Genomic DNA, 13,445 nt, shown 5'->3' with positions numbered 1-13,445 from the left:
GCTCGCCCGATGCGAGACGGGAGGCCAGCGGCCTCCCGTGAAAACGTCCTCAGGCAAGCGCCGGCTGGATCTTCTTGCAGGCCTCGACCAGGCCGTCGACAGCCGCGACGGACTTGTCGAAATTGGCCTTTTCCTCGCCTTCGAGAGAGATCTCGATGATGCGCTCGACACCGTCGGCACCGATCACCACCGGAACGCCCACATAGGTGTCGGTGAGGCCGTACTGGCCGGTCAGATGCGCGGCGCAGGGCAGCACGCGCTTCTTGTCCTTCAGGTAGCTCTCGGCCATGGCGATGGCAGAGGCGGCCGGCGCGTAGAAGGCCGAGCCGGTCTTCAGCAGGCCGACGATCTCGGCGCCGCCGTCACGGGTGCGCTGGACGATCTCTTCCAGACGCTCGGCGGTGCACCAGCCCATCTTGACGAGGTCCGGGAGCGGAATGCCGGCGACGGTGGAGTAGCGGGTCAGCGGCACCATGGTGTCGCCATGGCCACCCAGCACGAAGGCGGTCACGTCCTCGACGGAGACGTTGAACTCCTCGGCGAGGAAGTAGCGGAAGCGGGCGGAGTCCAGCACGCCGGCCATGCCGACGACCTTGTTGGCCGGCAGGCCGGAGAACTTCTGCAGGGCCCAGACCATCGCGTCGAGCGGGTTGGTGATGCAGATGACGAAGGCGTTCGGAGCATGCGCCTTGATGCCCGCGCCCACCTGCTCCATCACCTTGAGGTTGATCTCGAGCAGGTCGTCGCGGCTCATGCCGGGCTTGCGCGGCACGCCGGCGGTGACGATCACCACATCGGCACCGGCGATCGCCTCGTAGGAATTGGCGCCGGAGAGCTTGGCGTCGAAGCCATCGACCGGGGAGGATTCGGCAAGGTCGAGCGCCTTGCCCTGGGGGGTGCCTTCAGCGATGTCGAAGAGGACGATGTCGCCGAGTTCCTTCAGGCCGGCGAGGTGGGCGAGCGTGCCGCCGATCTGTCCTGCGCCGATCAGAGCGATCTTGTTCCGAGCCATATCCTGTTGCTTCCCTTTACGTAAAATGGAGCATTGGCCGTTCTCAACGGTCGCGCATGGCACTAAACCCTTTGGCGCGTGCGTGCAAGCTAATCGAAGGGCTAGCGGCAGGTCCGCTGGCCCAACTCAGGCGCCGGTTTTCCTCAGGCCGGCTCGCTCAGCCAGGCCTGCGACCGCATCTCGACGAGACGCGAGATCGTGCGCTGGAACTCGAAGGCCTCCGTTCCGGTGGAGGCGAGATAGAGCCCTTCGGGTTCGGCCTCGGCGGAGACGATCAGCTTGTTGCGGTTGTTGTAGAGCGTATCCACCAGGTTGATGAAGCGCTTGGCGGCATTGCGCTGGGGCAGGTCCATCACCGGAACGCCCTCCAGCACGAATGTGTGATAGGAGAGTGCCAGGCGCTGATAGTCCGCCGCGCCGAGCGGCTTCTCGCACAGTTCGGCAAAGGTGAAGCGGGCAACGCCGGCGGCTGTGCGGGACACCGGGATCTTGCGTCCCTTCACCTCCAGCACCTCCTCGTGCGCCGGCAGCCCATGGGTGAGCTTGCGCCAGAGTTCGTCCAGCATCCGCTCGGTGCCGGCGCCCAGCGGCGACAGATAGAGCGGCGCGCCGGCAAGCTTCTCCAGGCGGTAGTCGGTGCGCGCATCAAGGCAGACCACGTCGACGCGCGTCTTGAGCAGGTCGACGAAGCCGAGGAAATGGCCCCGATTGAGCCCGTCGCGATAGAGGTCGTCAGGGGCCACGTTCGACGTCGCGACCACCACCACGCCCAATTCGAACAGCCGCGTGAAGAGACGGCCGAGAATCATCGCATCGGCGATGTCGGTCACCGTGAACTCGTCGAAGCACAGGAGACGGGTGTCGGCGGCCAGATCCGCCGCCACCGGAGGGATCGGATCATCGCCCGCGAGCCTGCCGTCCCGGATCGCGGCGCGGACCGCATGGACGCGCTCATGCACGTCCGCCATGAATTCATGGAAATGCACCCGCCGCTTCTTCTTCATCATCGCGATATCGAAGAAGAGGTCCATGAGCATGGTCTTGCCGCGGCCGACCTTGCCCCAGACATAGAGCCCCCTGACGGGTGCCCTGGCGGCACCGCGCTTGCCGAACAGCCAGCCGAGAGCGCTCTTCTTGGAGGCGGGCCCGGTCTCGGCCAGCAGCGCGTTCAGCCGGTCGAGGGCGTCGGCAACTTCGGTCTGGGCCGGATCCCGCTCGATTTCTCCGGCAGCCACGAGCGCGTCGTAGCGTCCCGTGACCGTATGCGCGAGCGGAATTGTTCGCCCGTCCGGGTGCGTAGCAGCCATCAACCCGTCCCTGAAACCAGCCCGTGAAAGACCCGACCGTGGAGCCGGGTTCTGGAAAACGCAACCCTTGCCCGCAAGGGGCCTCTCCTGCGCTGGATAGCCCGAGCGTACGGCCAAGGGCAAGTGCCTGGCTCCCGCTGCCTCAGACCGTCTCGCCGGGGAGAAAGGCACGATCGACGGGTACCTGGAGGCCGGTCGCCAGGCGGTTGGTCTCGCTGGCCATGCCGACCACGGCGAGCAACTCGCCAAGTTGCTCCTCGCTCATGCCCTTGGCGCGCGCTGCGGTCGTATGGGAGCGAATGCAATACTCGCAACCATTGGCGATCGACACAGCGACGTAGAGCATCTCCTTCACGAGCGGGTCGAGCGCGCCGGGGGCCATCACCTCCTTCAGGCTCGCCCATGTCCGCTCGAGAAGCGCCGGATCATTGGCAAGGACGCGCCAGAAATTGTTGATGAAATCCGTCTTGCGGGTGGCGCGGATATCCGCGATCACCGCCGCCGCGCGAGGCGAGAGTTGATCATCTTGCAGGATCGGCCAGATCGACATCGCCTCGTCCCTTACGTCTCAACCCGTGCCCGCGGCTTCGGGCGACAGGCTCTTACCGATAGACCTGGATCGGCGCACCGGAGGTGGTGCGGCCGGAGAACGTCTCGGCGCCGGTCGCATAGAGTTCCGCGATGGTCGTGCCGCTGGCATCCTTCAGCAGCACCTGCTTGCCCTGCAGGTCCCAGGCCGAGATCGTCTGCATCTGCGGCGACGCGCAGCCGCGGGAGTTCGCGCGATACCCGCCGCTCCAGGTGGTCAGCGTCATGAAGAGCTTGCAATTGTCCGCGCCGGAGGTGATCGACCAGCCGCCGAGCATATCGCTGCGGCCGATCTCCCGTGCCCCGGCCGGGGGGCCGCTCGGGGCCGCACCGGCGCCGGGATCGACCGCAGCGACATCCGTCTGGCCCATCGGGTCACTGTAAAGCGGCTGCCCCGCCGTACCGGGAGCCGGCTCCATCGGCCGCAACGGCTCCAGCGACTGGCTCGCGACGGGGGCCGTCGGCGTTGCCGGAAGCGGGGCGCTTCGGTCTCCGTATCCCAGGCGCTGACAGCCGGCGAGCGCCACGGTCAGGCAGAGCGCGGCTGCCAGGGGGGAGCCATACCGGGAGGAACGGGTCATGATGTATCTGTCCTTGCTCGTTCTATGCTCTGGACGGTCGGCTCGCGGATCTGCAGACGGCAACGTCGCAGGGACAGTCCGTCCCCACCGGACATCTTCCGGCTTCAGCCTCCGCAGAGGCGGATTTCCCGACGCAACCCCTCATCGCAGGCCCGGCCGATTCTTGTCGGTTTTGGTGACCAAATGGTTGACGCGCCTTCAATGCGGAGGCAATTGGTCCAAATCATGGCCCAGACCAAGCTGATGTCGGATCTCCGGCCTCGGCCACGAATCCGCCGCAGAGCGATGTCATGACTGCCGGGCGGTCTGGGGAGACCCGAGGAGCGGTGCTGTCTTTGTCAGGAGCATCGCATGTCGTATCGAACCGACAAGCCGCAGGCCGGCTACTACAGGAAATTGACCTACAACGATCTGGCGCAGTTCCGCGACCATCTCTTGCGGCTTGACGCGACCGCCCGCCGGGCCCGCTTCGCCATGCCTGCAAGCGATGCTTTTCTGCGGTGCTACGCAGACACCAGCTTCACGCTCGGAACGGTGATTCACGGCTATTTCGTCGATGGCTGCCTGCGCGCGGTCGCCGAATTGCGCCCGTTCGAGGATCGCGCCATCGCCGAGGCCGCGTTCTCGGTCGAGCCTTGCTGCCAGCAGACAGGCATCGGCACCCGGCTGATGGAGCTGACGCTGATCGCCGCCCGCAACCGCGGCTGCCGGCATATCTACATGAACTGCCTCGCCACCAACCGCGCGATGCAGCAACTGGCGCGCAAGTTCACCGCGGACCTGACATTCGAGATGGGCGACATCGTCGGCCGGATCGAGCCGCGCAGCTTTTCCGCGTTCAGCCTGGTCCGCGAAGGGCTCGCCGACCTGTTCGGGCTGATCGGTGCGCTGACGGACCGCTCCCGCAGACCGATTGGCGGTTGAGGCCCCGCGCGGCTGGTGGCCGCATGTCAGGCGATCCGGCGCATGGCCACCGGGCGGAACAGCCCGTCCTCAAGAGCCAGATTGATGCGCCGGCGCAGCTCATGAAACGCATCGCGCAACGCATCGCGCCCGACCAGCCGCGACGTATGCGGGCCCACGCACCAGTCAAGCAACCGCGCATGGGTCGGCCAGACCCGGCGCGTTGCAGCCAGCGCGGCTGCGCTCAGGCCGACCACCACATCCGGCACCGGAGCATGTGGCAGCGCGAACAACTGCCAGCTCTTGGGCTGGAGATCTGCCGCTGACAATCCATGGGCGGCGAGCACACGCTCGACACCTTCGGCAAGGCGGGGCGCCGGCGAGAGGCCGGCGGAGAACGCGCGAATGCTGCGACCGTCATCTGCGTTCAGATAGGCTTCGGCCATCGGGCTGAGCCTGGCGTTGTCATCGCACAGGAACAGGACATTCACAGTCATCGGTACTCCTTGCTGCACGCATGGCCCATTCGCATGGCAGATGGGCATTGCGTACGCCGGTTTCCACCGCCGGCCCCACGACGACAGCACAACGAATCGGATTTCTGCCCCCGCGCAGGTGATACGGAGGATCGGAAACGCCAATATGACGAGCAGGGAGAGAGTTCAGGGCGAAAAGACGGCAATCAGAAGGCGCAGCCGGCGTCCGATGCACCCTGCCGCATCATGCGAAACTGTCGTAGGCGGCCAGCGCCTCCGCCCCATAGATCATCGAGGGGCCACCGCCCATATAGACCGCGACACCGATCGCCTCGAGCACCTCTTCGCGCGTTGCCCCATACTTCGCGGCCGCCTTTGCATGGTAGGCAAGGCAGCCATCGCAGCGCGCCGCAATACCGATCGCCAGGGCGATCAGTTCCTTGGTCTTGGAATCGAGCGCTCCCGGTCCGATCGCAGCTTTCGCGGTCTCGTGGAAGCCCTTGGCAACGCCGGGTATCCCGCTGCGCAGCTCCGCCATCCTAAGATCCGTCTGATCAAGAAAAGCACTCCAGTCGTTGACAGCCATGATGCGTCATCCCGCGTTGATTTGAGTGCGGCGACGCTAACCGCGCGGCGAGAGACGGACCTTGCGCTGGATCAAGCACGGAGGCTTCCGCTTGACCGGTCGACGCAATCCGGTCACCTCTTCGCCGAGCGCAACCAACCGGAAGACCGCCCATGCCCTTCGCTATCTGGTGCATTCTTGCCGCCGCCATCCTGCCCATTGTCTCCGCGTTTCCGGGCAAGCTCTCCAAGGAGTTCGACAATGCGCGCCCGCGCGATCCGGACTACTGGAAGGACGGCTTTCGCGCCCGTGCGGCAGCAGCCCAGGCCAACGGTTTCGAGGCCCTGCCGCTGTTCGCGGCCGCCGTTATCGTCGGGCTCTGGCAGGGCGGGGATGCGGAGTGGATCGACCGGTTGGCCGGGCTGTTCATCGGCGCCCGGCTGATCTTCATCTTCTGCTACTGGACCGACCGGGCAACTCCCCGCTCGCTTGCCTGGGCCGTCGGGTTCCTCTCCAGCGTGGCGATCTTCACCAGCCCGGTCTGGAGCTGAGGCAACGCAAAAGGCCGCCGGGATCGCTCCGGACGGCCTTTCGAAAAGTGGCGAAACCTGAAGGGCGAGCGCGTCAGACGCGGCGCTCGACCATCATCTTCTTGATCTCGGCAATCGCCTTGGCCGGGTTCAGGCCCTTCGGACAGGCCTGCGAACAGTTCATGATCGTGTGGCAGCGATAGAGGCGGAACGGATCCTCGAGATTGTCGAGGCGCTCGCCCGTCGCCTCGTCGCGCGAATCGATCAGCCAGCGATAGGCCTGCAGCAGGATGGCCGGACCGAGATAGCGGTCGCCGTTCCACCAGTAGCTCGGGCACGAGGTCGAGCAGCAGGCGCACAGGATGCACTCGTAGAGGCCGTCGAGCTTGGCGCGGTCCTCGTGGCTCTGGCGCCACTCCTTCTCCGGAGCCGGCGTCGTCGTCTGCAGCCAGGGCTCGATGGAGCGGTGCTGGGCGTAGAAGCGGGTCAGGTCCGGCACAAGGTCCTTCACCACCGGCATGTGCGGCAGCGGATAGATCTTCACCGGGCCGTCGCCGATCTCCTCCATGCCGCGGGTACAGGCCAGCGTATTGGTCCCGTCGATGTTCATCGCGCAGGACCCGCAGATGCCCTCGCGACACGAACGACGGAAAGTCAGCGTCGGATCGATGTTGTTCTTGATGTAGATGAGCCCATCCAGAACCATCGGTCCGCAATCGTCGAGATCGACGAAATAGGTATCGACGCGCGGGTTGCGGCCATCATCCGGGTTCCAGCGATAGATGCGGTATTCCCGCAGGTTGGTGGCGCCGGCCGGCTTGTCCCAGACCTTGCCCTGGGTGACCTGGGAGTTCTTGGGAAGCGTCAACTGTACCATGTCTCGTCGCTCCGCGTTTCGGTCGGCCGAATTCGGGCCAGCCGTCCATTCCGTTCACGTTCCAGCCGCTCAGGCAGCACGCCTCAGCAGCACATTGTCTTTCGTTTCGCCTTCGACCCGATAGCCGGAGGCAGCGAGCACGGCGAGGCAGTCTTCCTGCCAATGCTCGCGGCAGTTGGTTTCCAGTAGGATCGCACCGGGGTGGCCGCTCGGATCCGTCGACCTGATATAGGGCAGCAGAACCCGGTCTTCGTATCCCTCGACATCGACCTTCAGAACGTCGACGCGCGTCACGCCGTGGCTCACCAGGATCTCCGCCAGCGGCTCCACGCGAACCTGGCGCGGCCGCCAGTCGCCCTGCCATTCCTCCGTCAGGTCCGGCAACAGGGTCGCAAAGCCGCAATTGCTGGGCTCGCTCCACAACTCCATCGTTCCGCGGCGTTCGCCGACGGCAACCGTCGCCAGATCTATTCCCGCCAGTCCGTTGGCGGCGATGTTGAAGGCAAGGCGCCCCGCCGTTTCCGGATTGGCCTCCACCGCCAGAACGGTGGCGCCGCAGCGCGCTGCGGCAAGGCTGTAGCTGCCGACATTGGCACCGACATCGACGAAGACCGTGCCCTTGTGCAGGTGGGCGGCAAGGAAGTGCCGCTCTGCCCGCTCGGGCAGGCGCTGCCGCGCCAGGATCTTGCGGTCGTCATAGTTGGAGCCGGGATAGAGCCGGAAGCGGAGCCCTTCGACCTCGGCATCGAAGGGCCCGGCGAAGAGGCGGGCAACGACCGCCCGCAACTTCTTGCGTAAGGTCGGTGCGAGATCATGCCAGTCGGCGAGCCGCCACGCGAAACGCGCCAGTCCCCGGGCTCGGTAGGTCCCGAAGGGAGAGGTCGTATCGACGAGTGTGGCTGCCGCCGTCATGTCCGCAGGGCTCCAGGCGCACCGGCAAAACCTTCAAGGCCCGGTCGGTGCGCAGTCTCCATCAGTAGACGCGCGCCTTCGGCGCGATCTTCTTCGGGTCGATGCCGCCTTCCTCGTAGGTGGTCAGCGGCTCGGTGATCACCGGGCGATACTTGAGCGTCACCTTGCCGGCCTCGTCGACCCAGGCAAGCGTGTGCTTGCGCCAGTTCTCGTCGTCGCGACCGCCCATCGGACCGTCCTTGTAGTCCTCGCGGGCATGGGCGCCACGGCTCTCCTTGCGCGCTTCGGCGCCGAAGACCGTGGTGATGGCGTTGGCCATCAGGTTCTCAAGCTCCAGCGTTTCCACCAGATCGGAATTCCAGATCATCGAGCGGTCGGTGACCTTGAGGTCGGCCATCTCCCCCCAGATCTGCGACAGGCGCCGGCAGCCCTGCTCCAGGCTTTCCTGGGTGCGGAAGACGGCGGCGTCCTCCTGCATGGCGCGCTGCATCTTCTCGCGCAACTGCGCGGTCGGCGTGCCGCCATTGGCATGACGGAGCCGGTCGAAATGTCCCATGATCCGGTCGCAGCAGGCTTCGTCGGGCGTCGGCACCGCCGACTTGCGATCGATCACCTCGCCGGCCTTGATCGCCGCAGCCCGCCCGAAGACGACAAGGTCGATCAGCGAGTTGGACCCGAGGCGGTTGGCACCGTGCACCGAGGCGCAGCCCGCCTCGCCGACGGCCATCAGACCCGGTTGGATGGCATGCGGATCGTCCGCCGTCGGGTTCAGCACCTCGCCCCAGTAGTTCGTGGGAATGCCGCCCATGTTGTAGTGAACGGTCGGCAGGACCGGGATCGGCTCCTTGGTCACGTCGACACCGGCGAAGATCTTCGCCGACTCGGAAATGCCCGGCAGGCGCTCGCCCAGGATGGCCGGATCGAGATGGTCGAGATGCAGGAAGATGTGGTCCTTGTTCTTGCCCACACCACGCCCCTCGCGGATTTCCATCGTCATGCAGCGCGAGACGACGTCGCGGGAAGCGAGATCCTTGGCCGAGGGAGCATAGCGCTCCATGAAGCGCTCGCCCTCGGAGTTTACGAGATAGCCGCCTTCGCCGCGCGCGCCTTCGGTGATCAGGCAGCCGGCGCCGTAGATGCCGGTCGGATGGAACTGCACGAATTCCATGTCCTGCAGCGGCAGGCCGGCACGCGCCACCATGCCGCCGCCGTCACCGGTGCAGGTGTGGGCGGACGTCGCCGAGAAATAGGCCCGGCCATAGCCGCCGGTGGCCAGCACCACCATCTTGGCGGCGAAACGGTGAATGGTGCCGTCGTCGAGGTTCCAGGCGATGACGCCCTGGCAAATCCCGTCCTCGGACATGATCAGATCGAGCGCGAAATACTCGATGAAGAACTCGGCATTGTTGCGCAGCGACTGGCCGTAGAGCGTGTGCAGGATGGCATGGCCCGTGCGATCGGCGGCGGCGCAGGTGCGCTGCACCGGGGGGCCGTCGCCATAGTTCTGCATATGACCGCCAAAGGGACGCTGATAGATCCGGCCGTCCTCGGTGCGCGAGAACGGCACGCCGTAATGCTCCAGTTCGTAGACCGCCTTCGGCGCCTCGCGGGCCAGATACTCCATGGCGTCGGTATCACCGAGCCAGTCGGAGCCCTTCACCGTGTCATACATGTGCCACTGCCAGCAGTCGGGCGTCATGTTCTGCAGCGAGGCGGCGATGCCGCCCTGCGCCGCGACCGTGTGGGAGCGGGTCGGGAAGACCTTGGAGATACAGGCGGTCCTGAGACCCTGCTCGGCCATGCCGAGCGTCGCCCGCAGGCCGGCGCCACCGGCTCCCACGACCACCACGTCATAGCGGTGATCGACGAAGGAATAGGCTTGTCCTGCCATGGTGTTCAGCCTCCGAAGCTGATCTTGAGGACGGCAAAGATCGACGCAAGGCCGATGAACGCCGAAAAGAAGGTGTTGGCCATCAGCGCCAGGAACTTGGTCAACTCGCCGTGCACATAGTCCTCGATGATGACCTGCATGCCGAGCTTCATGTGATAGGTGCCGGAGACCACCACCATCAGCATGACGATCGCCACCAGCGGATTGGCGAGGGCGGCCGCGACCGATGCGTGATCGCCGCCCTGCAGGGTGATGATCAGGATCACGAAGAAGGTGATCAGGAAGACATTGGCGACGGCGGTGACGCGCTGGCGCCAGAAATGCATGGTACCGTCCCTGGCGGAGCCGAGGCCGCGAACGCGCGCGAGCGGTGTGCGCATGTCAGTCATGGGTCGAGCCTCCTTCAACGAACCGCATAGCCGACGACCCACAGCAGGATCGTCAAGGACACGGAACCGATGATCGTCGCGCGGGCGAGCCACTCACGGGCCTCGGGACCGAATCCGTGTCCCATGTCCCAGATGAAGTGCCGCATTCCGCCCAGCATGTGGTGGACCAGCGCCCAGGTGAAGCCGAACAGCACCAGCCGCCCGAGAATCGACCCATACAGAGTGTTGACGAAGTCGAAATACTCCGGCCCCGCTGCTGCCGCCACCAGCCACCAGGCAACAAGGATCGTGCCGAAATACAGCGCCCCGCCCGTGATGCGGTGCAGGATCGACATGACCATTGTGAGGATGGGTTTGTAGATCTGGAGATGCGGCGAAAGCGGCCGGCTGTTTCTCGTCCCGACGTCCGACATGGATTGTTCTCCCGTCTCCCTCATCGGCTTACGCTTACGTAAACGTTAGCTAAATCAGGGCCTTGTATACCCGCCTTCTAACTCCATCGGACGGGTACGTCAAAATATCCTGTCGGATAAGACGGAGCACGGATTTCGATGCCGATCCAAAGCAGGCTTCGACGCGTGCGGCGGCCGGTCGGCGCTCCACTCCTCAAAACGCCTTACCTATACGTCAGACGCTTGTGCAGATGTACCATCATCACCGTGGCGAAGATCGGCGTCAGCAGGTTGAGCAGCGGCACGGCGAGGAAGGCGGCGATTGCCAGCCCAGCCAGGAAAACGGTGCCCGAATGGGAGCGTCGCAATGCACGCGCTTCTTCCGGCGGACGAAACCGCGTCGCCGCGAACTCGAAGAACTCGCGGCCGAGCAGATATCCGTTGATCACGAAGAAGGCGACCAGATTGACGCCGGGCACGAGCAGCAGCAGCAAGGCCAGAAGGTTGCCGGCGATGACGATGCCGGCAAACTTGATCGCCTGCGGCAGGGCAACCGACAGCGGCAGGGCCTTGCCCGGCGGGTGCGCCGGATAGTCGTCACGCTCCACCACCTCGGCGATATCATCCTGCAACAGGCCGGCGATGATCGCGGTCACGGGTGCGACGAGAAAGCCGAGCAGGAAGATCACCCCGATGCCCGTCAGCAGCGACAGGACCGTCTCAAGCCAAGGATAGGGCAGGCTGACCAGGGCAGCGACGGCACCGTTCAGGGCGAGCCAGACCACGAACAGCAGCGCCAGGGTGTAGCCGAGCGTCTTCCAGAAGATTGCCCGCAAGGGGGGCTCGAAGATCTGGGTGAGCGCGCGCAGGGCGGAGGAAATCATATCGGGAACGCGGTCCTTCTCGCGAGCTGTCTCGCCCCTCACTTAGGAAGCCGGCGCGTCCACCACAAGCCGGTCCGGCTCACCGGTCGACGGGCCGCCAGGCAAGATCCGGCGCCGGGGCATTTCGCTCCTGCAGCGCCTGCCGCGCGAAGGAATAGAAGAAGCCCCCGCCCGCTGGCTGGTCATGCCTGCGATCGATCGCCCAGCCGCCAAGATGGCACTTGAGCAAGGTGCCGACACCGCCATGGCCGACGAAAAGCACCCGCTCGTCCTCCGGGATGCGCTCCAGATGCACCGCCACCCGGTCGACGATTCGGGCCTGGGCATCGCAGGCCCGCTCCCAGCCGCGAACGCTGGTGTGCGGGCTCCCGAAGAACGCATCGGCCACGCGCTCGAATTCTTCCGGCGGCAGGAAACCCGTCGACGACCTGTCGTTCTCGTGCATCAGGTCATCGACCACCAGTTCGAGACCGAAGCGATCGGCGAAGACCGCAGCCGTCTCGATCGCCTTCCTCTCGCCACTCGAGACGATGTGCCCGAGGGAGGCGAATTCCGGCCGCAGCAGGCCAAGGCGGGCGCGCCCGAGCCCCTTCTCGGACAGGCTCCAGTCGGGGACGGGAACGTCGGGATCGATGCGCACCTGCGGATGGGTAAGATAAAGACAGTCGGCGGGCCCCGGCACCATCTTCAGCCCTGCCCCTCGGCCCATCTGCGAATCAGCCAGTGGGCGATGGAAAGCGGCGGCGGCACCTTCAGGCCCTGGGGATGGGCATCCGCCAGCATCGCCGTCACCTCGTCGCGAGAGAACCAGCGACAGGCCTCAAGTTCGGCCGCGTCCATGGTGATGTCGCGGCTGAGCGCGGTACCGTGGCAGCCGATCATCAGGGACGCCGGGAACGGCCAGGGCTGGCTCGCCATATAGCTGACGGCACCGACCCGGATACCGGATTCCTCGAACACTTCCCGGCGCACCGCTTCCTCGATCGTCTCTCCCGGCTCGATGAAGCCGGCAAGGGTGGAAAACACCCCCTCCGGCAGGCGCGGCGGACGCCCCATCAGGCAGGCGTCGCCATCCGTCACCAGCATGATCGCCACCGGATCGGTCCGCGGAAAATGCTGACCGCCGCAGGCGGGGCAGTCGCGCCGGTATCCGCCCAGCGCCATGACGCTGGGGGCCCCGCAGCGTGAGCAGAAGCGATGGCTTGTGTGCCAGTGCAGGAAGGCACTGGCCTGAGCCAGCATGCCGAGTTGCGGGGGCGGCAGCACTCCCTGTAGCGCCAGGGAGCGGATGTCGATCAACTTGCGTCCACCCGCCTCGATGCGCACCGGGTCCGCCGCCAGCGCGGCGGCAAAGACCGGTGCCCGCGTATCGGGCTGGAAGCCGAGCAGGATCGTCTCTTCCTTCTCGATCGGGGCATAGACCGCCCCGGCCTGCTCCTGCCAGAGCACGGACATCGGCCCGCTGTCCGTCCCCACCAGCGGCTTGCCCTCGCAGAAGAAGACGAAGCGGGCCTGCGGATTGCTCCGGTGCCCTGCCATCCACTCCGCATCTCCGCGATATTCGGACAGACGCTCCAGCGGATTGCCATGATAGGCAAACCCGAAGGCGGTATCGGGTGTGTTGGTCATGCTGAAACGGTCCTCGGCTCAGGTCGCGTGGCTGGTGAACGGGACCCAGGCGTCCTGCGGCAAGCGACCGGCAATCGCGGCAGCCAGCGCTTCGGCCTGCCCGGCAGCGTAGGGCACCGCAGCGCCCGATCCCCACACGGGGCCCGGCCAGGCGACATCTCCCTCACGGCGGGCGATGACATGAACATGAAGCTGCGACACGATGTTGCCCAGCGCTCCGACATTCAGCTTGTCGCATCCCGTCTCCGCCTTCAGGGCCTCGCTGGCAAGGGCGATCTCACGCATCAGAACGGCTTGCTCCGCCTCAGCCAGATCGATGATCTCGACGAGGTCCGGTCGGCGCGGAACCAACAACAGCCAGGGGAAACGGCTGTCTCGCATGAGGCGCAGGGAAGACAGCGACAGATCGGCGACGGCCAGGCTGTCGGCCGCAAGCCGCGAGTCGAGACTGAAGGACGCCATGAATGCTCCGTCGGGAGGCGGGCTGGGACAGGAAAGCGCACTATAGC

At 65.6% G+C, this 13,445-nt stretch carries 17 protein-coding genes; 2 read left to right on the top strand and 15 right to left on the bottom strand.

What is annotated here, in order from left to right; genetic code table 11:
- Positions 1–49 precede the first annotated feature (49 nt).
- From mdh to TSB10GB4_RS19670, 4 genes are all read right to left on the bottom strand, one after another.
- Entirely contained in the window at positions 50–1,012 is a 963-nt protein-coding gene (mdh, locus tag TSB10GB4_RS19685) for a malate dehydrogenase (protein ID WP_186388706.1), read from the bottom strand.
- 143 nt (positions 1,013–1,155) lie between these two features.
- Positions 1,156–2,319 (bottom strand): cell division protein ZapE, encoded by a 1,164-nt coding sequence (gene zapE, locus TSB10GB4_RS19680; protein ID WP_186397135.1) that lies wholly within the window; start codon positions 2,317–2,319, stop codon positions 1,156–1,158.
- 142 nt (positions 2,320–2,461) lie between these two features.
- A complete protein-coding gene (locus TSB10GB4_RS19675) occupies positions 2,462–2,869 on the bottom strand; it encodes a carboxymuconolactone decarboxylase family protein (RefSeq protein ID WP_186397134.1) in 408 nt (135 codons plus the stop codon).
- A gap of 52 nt (positions 2,870–2,921) precedes the next feature.
- Complete coding sequence (locus TSB10GB4_RS19670) at positions 2,922–3,488, bottom strand: AprI/Inh family metalloprotease inhibitor (protein ID WP_186397133.1); 567 nt, start codon at positions 3,486–3,488, stop codon at positions 2,922–2,924.
- Positions 3,489–3,839: 351 nt separating this feature from the next.
- Between TSB10GB4_RS19670 and TSB10GB4_RS19665 the strand changes: the two genes are divergently transcribed.
- Positions 3,840–4,412, top strand: a complete 573-nt coding sequence (locus tag TSB10GB4_RS19665) for a GNAT family N-acetyltransferase (RefSeq protein WP_186388702.1) — start codon at positions 3,840–3,842, stop codon at positions 4,410–4,412.
- 26 nt (positions 4,413–4,438) lie between these two features.
- Here the strand turns inward: TSB10GB4_RS19665 and TSB10GB4_RS19660 are convergent, their stop codons facing one another.
- Together TSB10GB4_RS19660 and TSB10GB4_RS19655 are read right to left on the bottom strand one after the other, a co-directional pair.
- Entirely contained in the window at positions 4,439–4,888 is a 450-nt protein-coding gene (locus TSB10GB4_RS19660) for a low molecular weight phosphatase family protein (RefSeq protein WP_186388701.1), read from the bottom strand.
- 223 nt (positions 4,889–5,111) lie between these two features.
- Positions 5,112–5,453 carry a carboxymuconolactone decarboxylase family protein gene (locus TSB10GB4_RS19655; protein WP_186388700.1) on the bottom strand — a complete coding sequence of 114 codons (342 nt, stop codon included), beginning with the start codon at positions 5,451–5,453 and terminating at the stop codon, positions 5,112–5,114.
- Between the two features lie 152 nt (positions 5,454–5,605).
- Here TSB10GB4_RS19655 and TSB10GB4_RS19650 point away from each other — a divergent pair, with 152 nt between their 5' ends.
- Complete coding sequence (locus tag TSB10GB4_RS19650; RefSeq protein ID WP_186397131.1) at positions 5,606–5,983, top strand: MAPEG family protein; 378 nt, start codon at positions 5,606–5,608, stop codon at positions 5,981–5,983.
- Between the two features lie 73 nt (positions 5,984–6,056).
- Here TSB10GB4_RS19650 and TSB10GB4_RS19645 read toward each other — a convergent pair whose 3' ends face one another.
- From TSB10GB4_RS19645 to TSB10GB4_RS19605, 9 genes are all read right to left on the bottom strand, one after another.
- A complete protein-coding gene (locus TSB10GB4_RS19645; RefSeq protein WP_067223334.1) occupies positions 6,057–6,839 on the bottom strand; it encodes a succinate dehydrogenase iron-sulfur subunit in 783 nt (260 codons plus the stop codon).
- A 69-nt stretch (positions 6,840–6,908) separates the two neighbouring features.
- Positions 6,909–7,751 (bottom strand): FkbM family methyltransferase, encoded by an 843-nt coding sequence (locus TSB10GB4_RS19640; protein ID WP_186397130.1) that lies wholly within the window; start codon positions 7,749–7,751, stop codon positions 6,909–6,911.
- 61 nt (positions 7,752–7,812) lie between these two features.
- Positions 7,813–9,642: a succinate dehydrogenase flavoprotein subunit gene (gene sdhA, locus TSB10GB4_RS19635; RefSeq protein ID WP_186388697.1), complete on the bottom strand. Its 1,830-nt coding sequence runs from the start codon at positions 9,640–9,642 to the stop codon at positions 7,813–7,815.
- A 5-nt stretch (positions 9,643–9,647) separates the two neighbouring features.
- Entirely contained in the window at positions 9,648–10,031 is a 384-nt protein-coding gene (gene sdhD / locus TSB10GB4_RS19630; RefSeq protein WP_186397129.1) for a succinate dehydrogenase, hydrophobic membrane anchor protein, read from the bottom strand.
- A gap of 14 nt (positions 10,032–10,045) precedes the next feature.
- The gene (gene sdhC / locus TSB10GB4_RS19625) at positions 10,046–10,444 is read right to left on the bottom strand and encodes a succinate dehydrogenase, cytochrome b556 subunit (RefSeq protein ID WP_186388695.1); all 399 of its coding nucleotides are present in this window, start codon (positions 10,442–10,444) and stop codon (positions 10,046–10,048) included.
- Positions 10,445–10,647: 203 nt separating this feature from the next.
- A complete protein-coding gene (locus TSB10GB4_RS19620) occupies positions 10,648–11,307 on the bottom strand; it encodes a sulfate transporter family protein (RefSeq protein ID WP_186397128.1) in 660 nt (219 codons plus the stop codon).
- Positions 11,308–11,386: 79 nt separating this feature from the next.
- Positions 11,387–12,016: a histidine phosphatase family protein gene (locus tag TSB10GB4_RS19615; protein WP_244570971.1), complete on the bottom strand. Its 630-nt coding sequence runs from the start codon at positions 12,014–12,016 to the stop codon at positions 11,387–11,389.
- Positions 11,995–12,936: an NAD(+) diphosphatase gene (gene nudC / locus TSB10GB4_RS19610; RefSeq protein WP_186397127.1), complete on the bottom strand. Its 942-nt coding sequence runs from the start codon at positions 12,934–12,936 to the stop codon at positions 11,995–11,997. Before nudC ends, TSB10GB4_RS19615 begins: the two co-directional genes overlap by 22 nt.
- Before the next feature lie 18 nt (positions 12,937–12,954).
- Entirely contained in the window at positions 12,955–13,398 is a 444-nt protein-coding gene (locus tag TSB10GB4_RS19605) for an HIT domain-containing protein (protein WP_186397126.1), read from the bottom strand.
- Positions 13,399–13,445 lie beyond the last annotated feature (47 nt).

The sequence above is a fragment of the Stappia sp. TSB10GB4 genome (assembly GCF_900185745.1).
In the GTDB taxonomy this organism is placed as follows: domain Bacteria; phylum Pseudomonadota; class Alphaproteobacteria; order Rhizobiales; family Stappiaceae; genus Stappia.
This window is presented reverse-complemented; position numbering and strand designations above follow the sequence as displayed.

Bases quoted from the DNA above. Each gene is read 5' to 3' on its own strand.
- TSB10GB4_RS19640 (WP_186397130.1), bottom strand. From the start codon at position 7,751: ATGACGGCGGCAGCCACACTCGTCGATACGACCTCTCCCTTCGGGACC.
- sdhC (WP_186388695.1), bottom strand. From the start codon at position 10,444: ATGTCGGACGTCGGGACGAGAAACAGCCGGCCGCTTTCGCCGCATCTC.
- sdhD (WP_186397129.1), bottom strand. From the start codon at position 10,031: ATGACTGACATGCGCACACCGCTCGCGCGCGTTCGCGGCCTCGGCTCC.
- TSB10GB4_RS19660 (WP_186388701.1), bottom strand. From the start codon at position 4,888: ATGACTGTGAATGTCCTGTTCCTGTGCGATGACAACGCCAGGCTCAGC.
- TSB10GB4_RS19620 (WP_186397128.1), bottom strand. From the start codon at position 11,307: ATGATTTCCTCCGCCCTGCGCGCGCTCACCCAGATCTTCGAGCCCCCC.
- zapE (WP_186397135.1), bottom strand. From the start codon at position 2,319: ATGGCTGCTACGCACCCGGACGGGCGAACAATTCCGCTCGCGCATACG.
- TSB10GB4_RS19605 (WP_186397126.1), bottom strand. From the start codon at position 13,398: ATGGCGTCCTTCAGTCTCGACTCGCGGCTTGCGGCCGACAGCCTGGCC.
- mdh (WP_186388706.1), bottom strand. From the start codon at position 1,012: ATGGCTCGGAACAAGATCGCTCTGATCGGCGCAGGACAGATCGGCGGC.
- TSB10GB4_RS19650 (WP_186397131.1), top strand. From the start codon at position 5,606: ATGCCCTTCGCTATCTGGTGCATTCTTGCCGCCGCCATCCTGCCCATT.
- TSB10GB4_RS19675 (WP_186397134.1), bottom strand. From the start codon at position 2,869: ATGTCGATCTGGCCGATCCTGCAAGATGATCAACTCTCGCCTCGCGCG.
- TSB10GB4_RS19665 (WP_186388702.1), top strand. From the start codon at position 3,840: ATGTCGTATCGAACCGACAAGCCGCAGGCCGGCTACTACAGGAAATTG.
- TSB10GB4_RS19655 (WP_186388700.1), bottom strand. From the start codon at position 5,453: ATGGCTGTCAACGACTGGAGTGCTTTTCTTGATCAGACGGATCTTAGG.
- sdhA (WP_186388697.1), bottom strand. From the start codon at position 9,642: ATGGCAGGACAAGCCTATTCCTTCGTCGATCACCGCTATGACGTGGTG.
- nudC (WP_186397127.1), bottom strand. From the start codon at position 12,936: ATGACCAACACACCCGATACCGCCTTCGGGTTTGCCTATCATGGCAAT.
- TSB10GB4_RS19645 (WP_067223334.1), bottom strand. From the start codon at position 6,839: ATGGTACAGTTGACGCTTCCCAAGAACTCCCAGGTCACCCAGGGCAAG.
- TSB10GB4_RS19670 (WP_186397133.1), bottom strand. From the start codon at position 3,488: ATGACCCGTTCCTCCCGGTATGGCTCCCCCCTGGCAGCCGCGCTCTGC.
- TSB10GB4_RS19615 (WP_244570971.1), bottom strand. From the start codon at position 12,016: ATGGGCCGAGGGGCAGGGCTGAAGATGGTGCCGGGGCCCGCCGACTGT.